Here is a 15,916-nt window from a genome sequence, read left to right on the forward strand (position 1 = left end):
CGGAATGAGAGCCCGCTGGGATATTTTTTGCAGCGTCGTCGACAACTACGGCGACATCGGCGTGACCTGGCGCCTGGCCCGGCAATTGGTGGTGGAGCATGCCTGTGATGTGTGCTTGTGGGTCGACGACCTGCGCGCCTTCGAACGCATGTGCCCGGACATTGATGTGCGGCAAGACCTGCAATGGCAGGAAGGCGTGCAAGTGCGCCATTGGCCGGCCGAATGGGTGGCGGCGCCCGCGGCGGATGTGGTGATCGCCGCGTTTGCCTGCCAGTTGCCACCTGAGTACATGGAAGCCATGGCGGCCCACGAGCGTGTGCCGTTGTGGATGAACCTGGATTACCTCAGTGCCGAAGAATGGGTGGTGGGCTGCCACAAGCTGCCGTCGGTGAAATTCAAGGGTGTGCAGAAGTTCTTCTTCTTTCCTGGGTTCAGGCCTGGCACCGGTGGCCTGCTGCGCGAGGCGGGATTACTGGAGCAGCGTCAGGCGTTTCAGCAGGATGCCAGCGCGCAGCAACATTTCTTGCAAGCCTTGGGCGTGTATCCTACAGCCGGAGCGCGGCTGATCTCACTGTTTGCCTACGAAAATGCTGGGCTGGCCAGTTGGCTGGAGGTGTTATCGACGGACGGGTGTGCCACTCATCTGTTGGTTCCCGAGGGGCGCATTCTCGGCGATGTGCAGCGCTGGCTGGGCCTGGACCGGCTGGCAGCGGGGGATATCCACCAGCGCGGAGCACTGACGGTGCAGGTGATTGCGTTCGTCCGCCAGGAGCAATATGACCGGCTGTTGTGGTGCTGCGACTTCAACGCCGTGCGCGGCGAAGACTCGTTCGTGCGTGCCCAATGGGCCGGTCGGCCGCTGCTGTGGCACATCTATCGACAGGACGAAGACATCCATCTCGACAAGCTCGACGCGTTCCTTGAGCTGTACACCGCCGACTTATCACCGGACGCAAGGGCGGCGCTGATCGGGCTCTGGCAAGCCTGGAACACCGAGGCCGATATGGCTCAAGCGTGGAAAAGGCTGCTGGAACACTGGCCGGAGGTGAGCCTGCACGCTGAAACATGGTGTCTGGAACAGGGCTTGCAGGCCGATCTTGCGACGGCGCTGGTGCAGTTTTATGAAAGTTGGATATGATACGCCACCTTGAATTTTGTAAATCCCATCCAAATTTCGGATATATGCAATGAAAACTGGTAAAGAACTGAAACCCGGTACAGTGATCCGTCTCGAAAACGACCCTTGGCTGGTTCAGAAAGCTGAGTTCACCAAGTCTGGTCGTAACAGCGCAATCATGAAGACCAAGCTGAAGAACCTGCTGACCGGTTACAAGACCGAGATCGTCTACAGCGCCGATGACAAACTGGACGACGTGATCCTCGACCGCAAAGAAGCGACCCTGTCCTTCATCAGCGGCGACACCTACACGTTCATGGACACCACCGACTACACCATGTACGAGCTGAACGCTGAAGATATCGAAGCCGTTCTGCCGTTCATCGAAGAAGGCATGGAAGACGTCTGCGAAGCTATTTTCTTCGAAGAGCGCCTGGTTTCCGTAGAGCTGCCGACCACCATCGTGCGTAAAGTGGCCTACACCGAAGGTTCCGCTCGCGGCGACACGTCGGGCAAAGTGATGAAGCCTGCCAAGCTGAGCAACGGTACCGAACTGCAAGTCGCCGATTTCATCGAAATCGACGACCTGATCGAGATCGACACCCGCGAAGGTGGTTCGTACAAAGGTCGCGCCAAGAAGTAATTCTGGCCCTGCCGATACGAAAAAAGCCCGACCTTGAGTCGGGCTTTTTTGTGGGCGTTACCTTTTACTTCAAGTGTTGCTTCAGCTCGTCCGAGGCCTGGAGCAGGGCTGAACGTACGGCCGGCACCTGGCTGACGACGTTGAGCAAACCGTAGTCGTGGATCATGCCGTTGTAGCGCACAGCGGTCACCGGTACACCGGCCTGGTCGAGCTTGCGCGCATAGGCTTCGCCTTCATCGCGCAGCACGTCGGCTCCCGCCGTCTGAATCAGCGCGGGCGGCAAGCCCTTGAGCTGATCAGGGGTGGCCCGCAGCGGCGAGGCGTAGATCTCGGCGCGCTGCTTGGCGTCGGTGGTGTAGTTGTCCCAGAACCACTTCATCATGTTACGGGTGAGGAAGTGCCCTTCGGCGTATTGGTTGTAGGACGCGGTGTCAAAGTTGGCGTCAGTCACCGGCCACAGCAGCAGTTGGAACTTGATCGCCGGCGTGCCCTTGTCCTTGGCCATCAGGCTGACCACCGCCGCCATGTTGCCGCCAACACTGTTGCCTGCAACCGCCAGGCGCTTGCCGTCGACGTTGATCTCTTGGCCGTGCTCGGCCACCCATTTTGTCGCGCCGTAGGCCTGGTTGATCGCCACCGGGTAATGCGCTTCCGGCGAAGGCGTGTAGTTGACGAACACCGCCACCGCCCCCGAACCCACCACCAAGTCCCGCACCAGGCGTTCATGGGTCGGGTAGTCCCCGAGCACCCAGCCGCCGCCGTGGAAGAACATGAACACAGGCAATGTGCCCTTGACCCCGGCCGGACGCACGATGGTCAGGTCCAGCGGCTTGCCATCGACCTGAATGGTCTTCTGGCTCACATCCGCCTTGGGCAAGGTGAGCTTCACGCCGGCCTGGGCGCCGGTCAGTACGGCACGAGCGTCCTTGGGCGTCAGCTGTTCGATCGGTTTGCCGGTGCCTGCGTTCAACACATCCAGGAACGCCTGGGTGGTGTGCTCGACCTCACCGGTCGCAGCAAAGGCGTGGGTGATGGACAGGGCGAGCAGGGTGCCGGTAAGCGCTTTACCAATGGTGTTCATGTTCTTCTCCAGGGGCGGCCAAGGTCATTTAGACGGTGACGTGCAGGCGTACATCGACGTTGCCACGGGTGGCGTTGGAGTACGGGCAGACGTGGTGAGCGGCGTCGACCAGGCTTTGCGCGTCGTCCTGGGCCAGGCCCGGCAGGCTGATGTGCAGGTCGATATCCAGACCGAAACCACCGGTGATCTGGCCGATGCCGACGTGGGCAGTGATCGAGGCGTCATCCGGGATTTTGCGTTTGGTCTGGCTGGCGACGAATTTCAGGGCGCCGATAAAGCAGGCCGAGTAGCCGGCAGCGAACAGTTGTTCAGGGTTGGTGGCCTGGCCACCGGCACCGCCCAGTTCTTTGGGGGTGGAGAGTTTGACGTCGAGGATGTTGTCGCTGGAAACAGCACGACCGTCACGGCCGCCGGTGGCGGTAGCGACTGCGGTATAGAGCGTTAGCATGGTGTTTTCCTTTTGGTATATAGCGCCAAACATTTGCGCGCTAAGTAGTTGGTGAGGTGAATGTATAGCGCTAATGTTTAGCGCGCAAGATAAATTTATAAAATATTTTCGTGTAGCAGAAACCCATGTGGGAGGGGGCTTGCCCCGATGACGGTCGCTCAGTCAACATCGCTGTCGACAGACATTCCGCTATCGGGCAAACCCCCTCCCACATTGCATGGTTTTGCTGTTCTAAATTGCGTTCTGCAAATTGCTGCGCAGTGCGATCAAATCAACTTGCAGCTTGCGCAGTTGCTCCAGCGCCAGGCCGCTCGCGCCAAGGATGCACTGCGGAATGCCCATGGCCTTGTCCTGCAGTGCCCGGCCGGCGTCGGTCAACTCTACGACGACCACCCGTTCATCTTCGCGACTGCGGGTACGGCTAAGCAGCCCTTCAGCTTCCAGGCGCTTGAGCAGGGGGGTGAGCGAGCCCGGATCGGTCAGCAGGCGGCTGCTGATTTCGCCGACGGTCAACCCATCCTCTTCCCACAGCACCATCATGGCCAGGTATTGCGGGTAGGTGAGGCCAAGGGCATGCAGCAGTGGCTTGTAGACCTTGGTCATCAGCAGCGAAGTGGAGTGCAGGGCAAAACACAGCTGGTTGTCCAGCATCAGTGATTCGCAGGGATCAGGGTTTTTGCTCATGGTGGTACCTCGGAAAAGCGTGTCTACGCTGGAATCTAGCGGGCAAATCTTTAATGCGCCAGATAATTCTGTTCGAGCGGTCAGACCAAGCCACTTTGCAGTGCCAGGTCCCAGGGCGGCACCGGGCTGAAACGGGTTTTCAGGTATTCCAGCAACAGCCGGCTGCGCGCATTGGGTTGTTGTTCCAGGCGCAGCGCATAGATCCCGGTGGTCTCCGGGCTGGGCAGGCCGTTTTCGCAAAACAGCGGCAGCAGTTCGCCACGCACCAGGTACTCACTGGCCAGCCACGTCGGCAGGTGGGCGATACCCAGCCCGGCCAGAGCGCCGGACAGCAAGGCTTCGGCGTTATTGGCGCTCATGCGGATGCGTTGCGGGCGATAAGTTGCGCGGCGTCCGTCCAGTTCGAAGCGCCAAGCGAACATCGGCGCCAGACCGTCCCAGTCGAGCCCGTCGTGCTCGCTCAGCTCCCGAGGATGAAGTGGCGTGCCACGGTTTTTCAGATACGCCGGGCTGGCACAGGCGATGCGCACGATGCTGGCCAAGGGCGTGGCGATCAACCGGGTGTCGACGATATGCCCGGCGCGCAACACCAGGTCCACCTTGCCCAGGTGCGCGCCCTGCATGTCCACAAAGCTGTCGATCAAATGCAAGTGCACATCCAGGCCTGGGTACACGTTGAGGAAGTCCGCAATCACCGGCGCCAGGTGCCGCCGCCCAAACGCTGCGGGCGCGTCCACCCGAATCAGGCCCTCCGGCGCATGGCTCAGGGACACTGCCTCAGCCCGCGCCAGCTGCAACTCGCTGACAATCCGGCGCGCCCGTTCGGCAAACGCCAAGCCTGCCGGGGTCGGCACCACCGCGTGGGTGCTGCGCTGGAACAGGCGGCTGCCCACCGAGCTTTCCAGGCTGTCGATACGCCGCGCCACGGCCGAAGGTGTCAGCGGATGGCGGCGCGCGGCGGCGGAAAAGCTGCCGGTCTCCAGTACATCAAGGAACAGGCCCAGTTGATCGGTGAGGGTATTGGGGTTCATCGAAAAGCCGCTTATGCGAGATTGGCACAGCCATTGTGCGTTGCTGTGCGTTTCCACGCTAGAGCCGACTGCGTAGCATGCAAGGCTTGGGATTGCGGAGTAACAAACGGTGGTGGATTTAGTGATGTACCTGGTCTTGGGCGCGGCGCTCGGCACGGTGGGCGGTCTGTTTGGGATTGGCGGCGGGCTGATAGCAATCCCGGTGCTGGGCGTGCTGTTCGGCCTGGATCAGCAGTTGGCCCAAGGCACAGCGCTGGTGATGGTGGTGCCCAACGTGATGCTGGCGCTGTGGCGCTACCACCAACGCAACCGCATTGAGCTGCGCCATGCGCTGCCGTTGGGCGTCATGGGGTTCACCTTTGCTTGGCTGGGTTCGATCTGGGCGGTGGGCCTGGACGCGGGGGCCATGCGCATGGGCTTTATCGCTTTCCTGCTGACGCTTTCAGCCTACAACCTGCTGCGCATGTTCACCCGCAACGCGCCGCCGACCGCGCAGATGCGTTACTCCTGGCCATGGCTTGGGGTGCTGGGTGCCGCCTCCGGCTCCATGGGCGGTTTGTTCGGTGTGGGTGGTGCGGTGGTCGCCACGCCAGTGCTGACCAGTCTGTTCGGCACCACCCAAGTGGTTGCCCAAGGCTTGTCCCTGGCGTTGGCATTGCCCAGCACCGGCGTGACACTGGTGACTTACGCCTGGCACCAGGAAGTGGACTGGATGATCGGCGTACCGTTGGCCGTCGGCGGTTTGCTCAGTATCAGTTGGGGCGTTAAGGTCGCCCATGCACTGCCGGAGCGCGTATTGCGCGGTCTGTTCTGCGGCTTCCTGGTGGTGTGCGCAGTGATGCTGACCTTTAAAGTCTGAAGCCTTCGAGGATGTACTCCGCCAAGCATTCGGTGATGGGGGAGGTCATTGCCGGGTTGCGTAGCAAGCGCAGATTCATCGACGGCAGCGGCGGAAAACCTTCTTCGCTGCCGAGTATGCGCAGGTCTTCCGTCACCAGGCTTTCCATGCTGACCATCACCGCCAGGCCGGCGCTCACCACGGCCTGAATCGCCGCCACATTAGAGCTGTGGTAGGCCAGCCGGTAATCGCGCCCGGCGGCGTCCAGCGCCGCACGGGTCCACTGGGTGCAGAAACTGTCGACCCCGGAAATCGCCAGTGGCAGCGCGTCGTGCTCGTCCACGCAGAAGCACGGGGCGGCCACCCACACCATGCGTTCGGTACGCAACAGCTCGCCGACTTCATTGCCGGGCTCGCGGCTGATGACCGTCAGGGCCAGGTCGCGACGTTGCATCAGCACCGTCGACGCCTCGCAGTGCATCTCGATCTGGATGAGTGGATACGCCTTGGAAAACCGTTTGAGAATCCCCGGCAGGAAACGCATCACGTAGTCATCCGGCGTACCGATACGCACCAGTCCCACCATGTGCGGTTCGCGCAGGGTGTTGAACACTTCGCTGTGCAGTTTCAGGATGCGCCGCGCGTACCCCAGCAATACCTGGCCTTCGGGCGTCAGCCGCACCTGGCGACCGTCGCGCTCGAACAGCTTGCGCTGCAACACGTCTTCTTCGAGGCGCTTCATCTGCATACTCACCGCCGACTGCGTACGGTTGACCAGTTCGCCGGCGCGGGTAAAACCGCCCTGGTCGGCGATGGCGACGAAGGTGCGCAGCACTTCAGTGTCGATGCTCGGGTAGCCGGACAATTGATCAATCTCCGAGATGTATTACATAAGAAACATTCGTTGGATTGATCTTAAGCCCAGGCACACACTTGCGCCATCCCCACTGGAGGGCGAGAAGATGAAAGGTCAACGAGGGTTTGTATTGATGGCGAAGCGTCCGTTTTCCGGGCTTTTTCAGAAGGTGGCCCGTTGGCAGGCGCTGCATGAGGAGCGCCAGATGCTGGCGAACTTGAGCGATGATGCACTCAAGGACATCGGCCTCAATCGCGGCGACGTCGAGCAGGACCGCCACCTGCATTTCTGGCAAGACCCGCTGCGCAAATGATCGCGGATGCAGTAGGGTGGTCGGCGCGCCCACACGGAGAACCCCATGCCCGCCGACCTGTCGTTTTCACTCAAGCAAGCTCGACGCATGGCGCTGGCGGCCCAGGGTTTTTCCGGGCGCCAGGCGCCTGCACTGATCAGGGCTGCGCACCTCAATCGCATGATCGAGCGCCTGGGCGTCTTGCAGATTGATTCGGTCAATGCCGTGGTGCGCTCTCATTACTTGCCGCTGTTTTCCCGTCTGGGCAACTACTCCCCGCTGATACTTGAACAAGCCGCCTGGAGCCAGGGGCGGCGGCGCTCGCTGTTCGAATACTGGGGGCATGAGGCGTCGCTGTTGCCGATGGCGCTGTACCCGCTGATGCGCTGGCGCATGGTGCGGGCCAAGCAGGGCCAGGGCATTTATTCGCAAATGGCGCGCTTCGGGCGTGAGCAGCAGGCCACGATTCAGCGTGTGTTGCAGACCGTCGAGGAGCAGGGCACATTGGGGGCCGGCAGCTTGTCGACCCGAGAGGAACGCGCCGGCCCGTGGTGGGACTGGAGCGACGAGAAACATGCGCTGGAATGGCTGTTTGCCGCAGGCTTGGTCACGGTGGCCGGTCGTCGTGGGTTTGAGCGGCTCTATGATTTGCCGGAGCGGGTCATTCCCGGCGATATCCTGCAAACCACGGTCACTGAAGCTGAGGCCCTGCGCGGCTTGCTGTTGCACAGTGCTACTGCGCTGGGCGTGGGGACCGAGAAGGACTTGCGCGATTACTTCCGTCTCGACCCCGCCGACAGCCGCAATCGCCTGGCCGAATTGGTCGAGGATGGCCAACTGCAGGTGTGCCAGGTACAAGGCTGGAAACAACCGGCTTACTGCCTGCCCGAGCCCAAAGTGCCGCGCAAGGTGCCGGCCAGCGCCTTGCTGTCGCCGTTCGATTCGCTGGTCTGGGAGCGTGCGCGTACCGAGCGTTTGTTCGATTTCCGTTACCGCCTGGAGATCTACACCCCGCAAGACAAGCGGGTGTACGGCTACTACGTGCTGCCGTTTCTGCACAATGAACGCATCGCCGCACGCATTGATTTACGCGCCGAACGCGCCAGTGGGCGCCTGGCCGTGCATGCGGTGCATGAGGAAGAGCCGGGGTTGGATGAGGAGGGCATGTTGGCGCTGGCGCAGAACCTTCGGCAAATGGCCGACTGGCTGGGGCTGGAACAGGTGCAGCTCAATTGCCAAAGGCCGAGTGCCGACCGGTTGCGGGTAGCGATGATCAGCATGGATGTTGGTCTTTAAGGCCTCATCGGGGGCAAGTCGAATCGTCGCACCGTCCCTCCCACACTTGAATGTATTCACAGATCAAAATGTGGGAGGGGGCTTGCCCCCGATGAGGCCCTAAAGGCAACTAAAAATCTCAGCGCTTCACCTGTTTCAACGTCTCGGCAATCAAAAACGCCAATTCCAGCGACTGATCGGCATTCATCCGTGGGTCGCAGTGGGTGTGATAACGGTCCGACAAACCGTCCTCGGTGATCGGCCGCGCGCCGCCGATGCATTCGGTGACGTTCTGCCCGGTCATCTCGATGTGAATCCCGCCGGCATAGCTGCCTTCGGCCTGGTGCACCTGGAAGAACTCCTTCACCTCGCCCAGGATCTGCGCAAAGTCGCGGGTCTTGTAGCCGCTGCTGGCCTTGATGGTGTTGCCGTGCATCGGGTCCGAGCTCCACAGCACTTGCTTACCTTCGCGCTGCACCGCGCGAATCAGGTTGGGCAGGTGGTCGCCGACCTTGCCTGCGCCCATGCGCGCGATCAGGTTCAGGCGGCCGGGGTCGTTGTCCGGGTTGAGGATGTCGATCAGCCGGATCAGTTCATCCGGGTTCATGCTCGGGCCGACCTTGACCCCGATCGGGTTGTTCACCCCACGCAGGAACTCGACGTGGGCACCGTCCAGTTGGCGTGTGCGGTCGCCGATCCACAGCATGTGGGCCGAGCAGTCGTAGTAGTCGTTGGTCAGGCTGTCACGGCGCACGAAGGCTTGCTCGTAGTTGAGCAGCAGCGCTTCGTGGGCGGTGAAGAAGCTGGTTTCGCGCAGTTGCGGCGAACTGTCCATTCCGCAGGCGCGCATGAACGCCAGGGTTTCGTCGATGCGGTCGGCCAGTTGGCTGTACTTTTCGGCCAGCGCGGAGTTGGCGATGAAGTCCAGGTTCCACTTGTGCACCTGGTGCAAGTCGGCGAAGCCGCCCTGGGCAAAGGCGCGCAGCAGGTTCAGGGTGGCGGTGGACTGGTGGTAGGACTGCAATAGGCGGTCCGGGTCCGGCACACGGCTTTTTTCGTCGAAGCCGATACCGTTGACGATGTCGCCACGGTAGGCGGGCAGGGTGATGCCGTCGATGGTTTCATCGTTGGCCGAACGCGGCTTGGCGAACTGGCCGGCCATGCGCCCCACTTTGACCACCGGGCAACCGGCCGCGAAGGTCATCACAATGGCCATCTGCAGCAGCACCTTGAAGGTGTCGCGGATTTTTGCGGCGGAGAACTCGGCAAAACTCTCGGCGCAGTCACCCCCTTGCAACAGGAACGCGCGACCTTGGGTGACCTCGGCAAACTGGCGGCGCAACTCGCGGGCTTCCCCGGCGAACACCAGCGGCGGGTAGCTGGCCAGGCTTTGCTCCACGTGCAGCAAGTGCGCAGCGTCCGGGTACTGGGGTTGTTGCTGGATTGGCAGGGCGCGCCAGCTGTCGGGGCTCCAGGGTTGGCTCATCATGAACTCGATTGGGTGGTTGACGGTCGGGTGCCAATGTTATCAGCAATTAGTGCGTGACCTGTTGCCGCCGGTTCGCCGACAATCGCGCCTTTGCCGTGTAGCAAACCCGTTAGGAGTAGTGATGACCGAGGAGCGTGTCGAGCGCCTGCTGGCTGAAGTCCATGATGATTTCGGCATGATCCGTGTGCTCGAAGTGGCCGATTACCGTTTTCTCGAGTTTGGCGACGCCATCGAGCAAAGCTGCGTGTTCACTGCCGACCCAAGCTGGCTGGAGTACGACTACACCCGCGCGATGCTGATTGGTGCGCTGTGCCATGAGCAGCCGGAAAGCGCGCTGTTCCTTGGCCTGGGCGCCGGCACGCTGACCCAGGCGTGCCTGAAGTTCCTGCCGCTGGAAGATGTAGAAGCCATCGAACTGCGACCCGATGTGCCGCGCCTGGCCATCGAGTATCTGGGGCTGGATGACGACCCGCGTTTGTACATCCGTGTCGGCGACGCGCTGGAGTTACTCGACAGCGCCGAATCGGCCGACCTGATTTTCGTCGACCTTTATACCGATGTCGGCCCCGGCGTCGGGCACCTGGCGTGGACGTTCCTGGAGAACTGTCAGAAGAAACTCAACCCCGGCGGCTGGCTGGTGATCAACCAGTGGGCGACCGACGATGGCAAGCCGCTGGGCGCAGCGTTGTTGCGTGGCTTGTACCACCGCCATTATTGGGAACTGCCGGTGAAGGAGGGCAATGTGATTCTGTTGGTGCCGTCCGAGCTGGACCAGGAACTGGACAGGGGCGCGCTCTCGGACCGTGCCGAAGCGTTGGCGCCGCGGTTGGGGTACTCGTTGCAGCCGTTGATCAAGGCGATTCGGCCGGCAACTTAGTTGTCTGTACCGACGCCATCGGGGGCAAGCCCCCTCCCACAGTTTGGAATGCGGTCGAATGTGGGAGGGGGCTTGCCCCCGATGAGGCCATCACTGCCTGAACTCAAATGCCCTTGAACACCCCCGGCCGCTTCTCGACCATCGCCCGTACGCCTTCCTTGGCATCCTCGCTGTTGAGCAGTTTATCCACAATCGGCGGCAACGCGGCCGCCGCCACGGTTTCACCTTCCATGCGCGCCAGCCGGGCTGACATCAACGTGGCCTGCACACCCAGCGGCGCCTGACGGGCGATGCGGTGGGCCAGTTCGACGGCGCGCGGCAGCAGGTCTTCGCTGGCCATCACTTCCTGCACCAAACCCAGGCGCAGCGCGTCATGGGCGTCGAACTCATCGCCGGTGAGCAGCCAGCGCATCGCGTTGCCCCAGCCGGCGACCTGATGAAAGCGCAACGTCGCGCCGCCGAACGGAAAGATGCCACGCTGAACTTCCATCTGCGCAAAGCGCGTGTTGCTCGCGCAAAGATTGATATCCGCCGCCAGCATCAACTCGATACCGATCGTCAGGCAGTAGCCTTGGGCCGCGACGATTACCGGTTTGCTCACGCGCGGCCCGGCAAACACGCCCCAGGGATCACACCCACCCAGCGGCGGTTGCCAGCCACCGGCCATCACACCGCTGACATTGGCCAGGTCCAGTCCGGCCGTGAAGTGATCGCCGTGGGCAAACACCACCGCCACCCGCGCGTCGTCATTTCGATCAAATTCGCCATACGCCAGGCTCAGCTCATTGAGCAGGTCCAAGTCGAAAGCGTTGCGTTTGGCCACCCGGTCCAGGCCCAGCAACAGGACATGGCCCTGGAGTTCTCGGCTGACGCGGCTGCTGCTGGCTGGATTCATCGGGGGTGCCCTCGGGCGCGGGGAAGGGTTTCAGACCAAAGGGCCTGAAAGGTCGGGTGAACCGTTTAAGCGTTATGACCAGCAGGGCCGGGCCTTTGAAAAATAGACCCTGCCGGTGTTCTCTGCAAAGGCTCTGACGCAGCTCGGTTTATCAATGCTTTGCGATAAAAAAAGCTCCCTTTTTCAGCTATTTCCGGTATAGTGCGCGCCGGCCTTTAACCGGGCCGCGTTTAGGTAGCGCAATTCCCCGAAGTCAGCTTCGGCTGCACGTCCGCACAGCGGACTCTCCCTTGACGAATCTTTTTCATTCATTCGTTTTCGCAAATCCCCGCCGACAAAGCAGCCAGGGCGACTCTTGAGTCTCAACACGGCATGCGCAGCTTTGGAGCATGGGTCTTTGCGGATGCACTTAGAGGCAGACCCATGACCCAGGAAACCGGCGGCTTCGCCGCTTTTAATCTTAACCCGAACATTCTCGCTGCCGTCATCGCGACCGGCTACGAAGAACCTTCGGCGATTCAGCAGCAATCGATCCCGATCATCATGGCCGGCCAGGACATGATTGGCCAGGCGCAAACCGGTACCGGTAAAACCGCCGCGTTCGCCCTGCCTATCCTGCATTGCATCGATCCTGCCAAGCGCGAACCGCAAGCCCTGATCCTGGCGCCAACCCGTGAGTTGGCGCTGCAAGTAGCAACCGCTTTTGAAACCTACGCCAAGCAAATGCCAGGCGTAACCGTTGTGGCCGTTTACGGCGGCGCGCCTATGGGCCCACAACTCAAAGCTATCCGTAACGGCGCACAGATCGTTGTCGCCACCCCGGGCCGTCTGTGCGACCACCTGCGTCGTGACGAGAAAGTCTTGTCGACCGTGAACCACCTGGTTCTCGACGAAGCTGACGAAATGTTGAAGCTGGGCTTCATGGATGACCTGGAAGTCATCTTCAAGGCGCTGCCACCAACCCGTCAGACCGTACTGTTCTCGGCCACCCTGCCACAGTCGATCCGTGCCATTGCCGAGCGCCACCTGCGCGATCCGCAACACGTGAAGATCCAGACCAAGACTCAGACCGTTACCGCGATCGAACAGGCTCACCTGTTGGTTCACGCTGACCAGAAGACCTCGGCTGTATTGAGCCTGCTGGAAGTCGAAGACTTCGACGCCCTGATCATGTTCGTGCGTACCAAGCAAGCGACCCTGGACCTGGCCAGCGCCCTGGAAGCCAAAGGCTATAAAGCCGCTGCGCTGAACGGTGACATCGCCCAGAACCAACGTGAGCGCGTGATCGACTCCCTCAAGGATGGCCGTCTGGACATCGTTGTGGCGACCGACGTTGCCGCCCGTGGTCTCGACGTTCCACGTATCACCCACGTGTTCAACGTTGACATGCCGTACGACCCAGAGTCCTACGTTCACCGTATCGGCCGTACCGGCCGTGCCGGTCGCGAAGGCCGGGCACTGCTGCTGGTGACTCCACGTGAGCGCCGCATGCTGCAAGTGATCGAGCGTGTAACCGGCCAGAAAGTTGCAGAAGTCCGCCTGCCGGATGCCCAGGCAGTCCTGGATGCGCGCATCAAGAAACTGACCAACAGCCTGGCGCCACTGGTGGCTGACGCTGAATCGACCCACGGCGACCTGCTGGACCGCCTGACCGCCGATATCGGTTGCACCCCGCGTGCCCTGGCTGCAGCTCTGCTGCGCAAAGCCACCAACGGTCAGGCCCTGACCCTGGCAGCCATCGAGAAAGAACGTCCACTGGTGCCGAACAACGCGCCACGCGGTGATCGTCCAGAGCGTACCGGTGACCGTCCAGATCGCGGTGACCGTGAGCGTCGCGCTCCGGTGCCACTGGCTGAAGGCCGTGCTCGCTGCCGTACCGCGCTGGGCGCACGTGATGGCATCGCTGCCAAGAACCTGCTGGGCGCTATCCTCAACGAGGGTGGCCTGGCACGTGAAGCCATCGGTCGCATCCAGGTGCGTGACAGCTTCTCCCTGGTGGAGCTGCCGGAAGATGGTCTGGAAAAACTGCTGACCAAGCTGAAAGACACCCGCGTTGCCGGTAAGCAGCTGAAGCTGCGTCGCTATCGCGAAGATTGATCCGCCCTTGGGCTGATTGATCGAACATAAAAAATCCCCGACTGGTTCGGGGATTTTTTTTGCCTGGCATTTCTGGATCAGCACTCGGTCAACGGTGGGAGCAAGCCCCACAGTTCGATTTCCATCAGCCGAAACGGTAGATGTCCATCCCCAGCGCGCCCAGCGTGAAGCCCTGGTGCGCCACGCTGAAATCGCCACCGGCGCCCCGCGCAAAATACAGCGGCAGCAGGTGCTCATCGCTGGGATGACTGCGCACCGCATGGGGCGCCTGTCGGCGATAGTCATGCAATGCAGCCTCATCATTGGCGGCCAGCTTATCCACCACCCAGTCACGGAAGTCCCGTGCCCACGGCTCAATGCTTTCGGCCCCTGCGTGCCAGTCCAGTTCGCCCAGGTTATGGGTGATGCTGCCCGAGCCGATCAACAACACGCCTTGCTCACGCAGACTGCTCAAGGCATGCCCGACGCGTGTCTGCAGGGCAGGGCCCATACGGCTGGGCAGGGACACCTGCACCACCGGAATGTCAGCCGCCGGGTACATCAGCGAGAGTGGCACCCAGGTGCCGTGGTCAAACGGGCGGCGCTCGTCTATGTGTGCATTCAGGCCATCGGTATGCAGCAGTTGGACAACCTCGCTGGCCAGTTGCGGATCGCCCGGCGCCGGGTACTGCACCGCAAACAGTTCGCGAGGGAAGCCGCCGAAGTCATGCCAGGTTTCAGGCGCGGGGCTGCCGCTGACCAGCAGTTCATGACTCTCCCAGTGTGCCGACACCACCACGATCGCCTTGGGCCGTGGCAGCTCGGCAGCCAGACGCTGCAATGCCGGGCCGCTGGCGCCGGGTTGCAGGGCAAGCATGGGCGAACCGTGAGAGATAAACAGGCTGGGGAGCATAAGTGGGGTCCTGAGCGTTAACATGGGCCCATCTTCAATCAGATCACTGATCTAAATCTAATATAAGTTTTAGTGCCTTTTGATCGAATTTCCGGGGGGATCCATGGAGCCTAAGTTTTGGCAAGAGCGCTGGGCGCGCAATCAGATCGGCTTTCACTTGCCCGAGGTCAATCCGTACCTGCTGCGGCATTGGTCGCATCTGTCCCTGGCCGATGACGCCAAAGTGCTGGTGCCGCTGTGTGGCAAAAGCCTGGACCTGATGTGGCTGGCCAGTCATGGGTTGCGCGTCATGGGCGTGGAACTGTCGGAGCAGGCCGTCGAAACGTTTTTCAGCGAGCAGAGCCTGACGCCACACATCACCCGGCGCGGCGCCTTCACGGTCTACCAGGCGGATTTGCTTGAAGTGTGGTGCGGCGATTTCTTTGCCCTGGGCGCCGACGATCTGGCCGACTGCACCGCGCTATATGATCGCGCTGCATTGATCGCCTTGCCGCCGCTGATGCGTGCGCAATACGCCGAACAGCTGAACACTTTGCTGCGCCCAGGGTGTCAGGGGCTGTTGGTCACCCTTGATTATGACCAGACCCAAAAGGCCGGGCCGCCGTTTGCGGTGACGGATGACGAAGTAGCGGTGCTGTTTGGTTTGAAATGGACCTTGGAGGTGTTGGAGGCGCGAGACATCCTGGGCGAGAGTTGGAAGTTTGTGCAGGATGGCGTTACGCGGCTTGATGAGCGTGTCTATCGGCTGGTTATGCGTTGACCGGGGCAGTTCGCGCGCGGCACTGGACCTGTGGCGAGGGAGCTTGCTCCCGCTGGCGGCCTGGCAGACGCGCGCCATCTAACGGTTAGACCGCGATCCAAATGTGGGAGGGGGCTTGCCCCCGATAGCAGCGTGTCAGTCGATTCATCAGGTGACTGATTCAGCGCCATCGGGGCTTGGGCATCTACACAATTCTGGGTATGGCGCTGGACCTGTGGCGAGGGAGCTTGCTCCCGCCGGCGGCCTGGCAGACGCGCGCCATCTAACGGTTAGACCGCGATCCAAATGTGGGAGGGGGCTTGCCCCCGATAGCGGCGTGTCAGTCGATTAATCAGGTGACTGATTCAGCGCCATCGGGGCCTCGGTATCTACACCACCCTGGGTATGGCGCTGGACCTGTGGCGAGGGAGCTTNACGGCCTAGCAGACGAGCGCCATCTAACGGTTAGACCGCGATCCAAATGTGGGAGGGGGCTTGCCCCCGATAGCGGTGTGTCAGTCGATTCATCAGGTGACTNACGCCATCGGGCCCTCGGTATCTACACCACCCTGGGTATGGCGCAGGACCTGTGGCGAGGGAGCTTGCTCCCGCTGGCGGCCTGACAGCTGGCCTGGATGTTGGATCAGACCGGGTACATATCC

16 protein-coding genes are annotated in these 15,916 nt (G+C 61.5%); 8 read left to right on the forward strand and 8 right to left on the reverse strand.

Features of this window, described 5'->3' with window-relative positions:
- The first annotated feature begins 4 nt into the window (after positions 1-4).
- On the forward strand, positions 5-1,138 hold the full coding sequence (earP, locus tag AO064_RS03390; protein ID WP_064052369.1) for an elongation factor P maturation arginine rhamnosyltransferase EarP: 1,134 nt from the start codon (positions 5-7) through the stop codon (positions 1,136-1,138).
- Positions 1,139-1,187: 49 nt separating this feature from the next.
- On the forward strand, positions 1,188-1,760 hold the full coding sequence (locus AO064_RS03395) for an elongation factor P (RefSeq protein WP_003172723.1): 573 nt from the start codon (positions 1,188-1,190) through the stop codon (positions 1,758-1,760).
- A gap of 64 nt (positions 1,761-1,824) precedes the next feature.
- Here the strand turns inward: AO064_RS03395 and AO064_RS03400 are convergent, their stop codons facing one another.
- From AO064_RS03400 to AO064_RS03415, 4 genes are all read right to left on the reverse strand, one after another.
- Complete coding sequence (locus tag AO064_RS03400) at positions 1,825-2,841, reverse strand: alpha/beta hydrolase fold domain-containing protein (RefSeq protein ID WP_064052370.1); 1,017 nt, start codon at positions 2,839-2,841, stop codon at positions 1,825-1,827.
- 28 nt (positions 2,842-2,869) lie between these two features.
- Positions 2,870-3,289, reverse strand: a complete 420-nt coding sequence (locus AO064_RS03405; RefSeq protein ID WP_064052371.1) for an organic hydroperoxide resistance protein — start codon at positions 3,287-3,289, stop codon at positions 2,870-2,872.
- 231 nt (positions 3,290-3,520) lie between these two features.
- Complete coding sequence (locus AO064_RS03410; protein WP_064052372.1) at positions 3,521-3,973, reverse strand: MarR family winged helix-turn-helix transcriptional regulator; 453 nt, start codon at positions 3,971-3,973, stop codon at positions 3,521-3,523.
- Between the two features lie 80 nt (positions 3,974-4,053).
- Positions 4,054-5,004: a LysR family transcriptional regulator gene (locus tag AO064_RS03415; protein ID WP_046035033.1), complete on the reverse strand. Its 951-nt coding sequence runs from the start codon at positions 5,002-5,004 to the stop codon at positions 4,054-4,056.
- 109 nt (positions 5,005-5,113) lie between these two features.
- Here AO064_RS03415 and AO064_RS03420 point away from each other — a divergent pair, with 109 nt between their 5' ends.
- Positions 5,114-5,863 (forward strand): sulfite exporter TauE/SafE family protein, encoded by a 750-nt coding sequence (locus tag AO064_RS03420; protein ID WP_064052373.1) that lies wholly within the window; start codon positions 5,114-5,116, stop codon positions 5,861-5,863.
- Here the strand turns inward: AO064_RS03420 and AO064_RS03425 are convergent.
- A complete protein-coding gene (locus AO064_RS03425) occupies positions 5,853-6,707 on the reverse strand; it encodes a LysR family transcriptional regulator (protein WP_064052374.1) in 855 nt (284 codons plus the stop codon). The genes AO064_RS03420 and AO064_RS03425 overlap by 11 nt on opposite strands.
- A 97-nt stretch (positions 6,708-6,804) precedes the next feature.
- Here AO064_RS03425 and AO064_RS03430 point away from each other — a divergent pair, with 97 nt between their 5' ends.
- Positions 6,805-7,011 carry a DUF1127 domain-containing protein gene (locus tag AO064_RS03430; protein WP_064052375.1) on the forward strand — a complete coding sequence of 69 codons (207 nt, stop codon included), beginning with the start codon at positions 6,805-6,807 and terminating at the stop codon, positions 7,009-7,011.
- A 45-nt stretch (positions 7,012-7,056) separates the two neighbouring features.
- Positions 7,057-8,286 carry a winged helix-turn-helix domain-containing protein gene (locus AO064_RS03435; protein WP_064052376.1) on the forward strand — a complete coding sequence of 410 codons (1,230 nt, stop codon included), beginning with the start codon at positions 7,057-7,059 and terminating at the stop codon, positions 8,284-8,286.
- Positions 8,287-8,404: 118 nt separating this feature from the next.
- Here the strand turns inward: AO064_RS03435 and AO064_RS03440 are convergent, their stop codons facing one another.
- Entirely contained in the window at positions 8,405-9,751 is a 1,347-nt protein-coding gene (locus AO064_RS03440; RefSeq protein WP_064052377.1) for a class II 3-deoxy-7-phosphoheptulonate synthase, read from the reverse strand.
- A gap of 124 nt (positions 9,752-9,875) precedes the next feature.
- On the opposite strand from AO064_RS03440, the gene AO064_RS03445 reads away from it, so the two are divergent.
- Positions 9,876-10,631 (forward strand): spermidine synthase, encoded by a 756-nt coding sequence (locus tag AO064_RS03445; RefSeq protein ID WP_064052378.1) that lies wholly within the window; start codon positions 9,876-9,878, stop codon positions 10,629-10,631.
- 103 nt (positions 10,632-10,734) lie between these two features.
- On the opposite strand, the gene AO064_RS03450 is transcribed toward AO064_RS03445, so the two are convergent.
- A complete protein-coding gene (locus tag AO064_RS03450) occupies positions 10,735-11,526 on the reverse strand; it encodes a crotonase/enoyl-CoA hydratase family protein (protein ID WP_064052379.1) in 792 nt (263 codons plus the stop codon).
- Positions 11,527-11,949: 423 nt separating this feature from the next.
- On the opposite strand from AO064_RS03450, the gene AO064_RS03455 reads away from it, so the two are divergent.
- Positions 11,950-13,623, forward strand: coding sequence for a DEAD/DEAH box helicase (locus tag AO064_RS03455; RefSeq protein WP_003233351.1), 1,674 nt, complete (start codon positions 11,950-11,952; stop codon positions 13,621-13,623).
- A 124-nt stretch (positions 13,624-13,747) separates the two neighbouring features.
- Here the strand turns inward: AO064_RS03455 and AO064_RS03460 are convergent, their stop codons facing one another.
- Entirely contained in the window at positions 13,748-14,515 is a 768-nt protein-coding gene (locus tag AO064_RS03460) for a DODA-type extradiol aromatic ring-opening family dioxygenase (RefSeq protein WP_064052380.1), read from the reverse strand.
- 103 nt (positions 14,516-14,618) lie between these two features.
- Between AO064_RS03460 and AO064_RS03465 the strand changes: the two genes are divergently transcribed.
- Positions 14,619-15,275 (forward strand): thiopurine S-methyltransferase, encoded by a 657-nt coding sequence (locus AO064_RS03465; protein WP_064052381.1) that lies wholly within the window; start codon positions 14,619-14,621, stop codon positions 15,273-15,275.
- The last annotated feature ends 641 nt before the right edge of the window (positions 15,276-15,916 follow it).

The organism is Pseudomonas marginalis, assembly GCF_001645105.1.
GTDB classification, from domain to species: Bacteria; Pseudomonadota; Gammaproteobacteria; order Pseudomonadales; family Pseudomonadaceae; genus Aquipseudomonas; species Aquipseudomonas petroselini.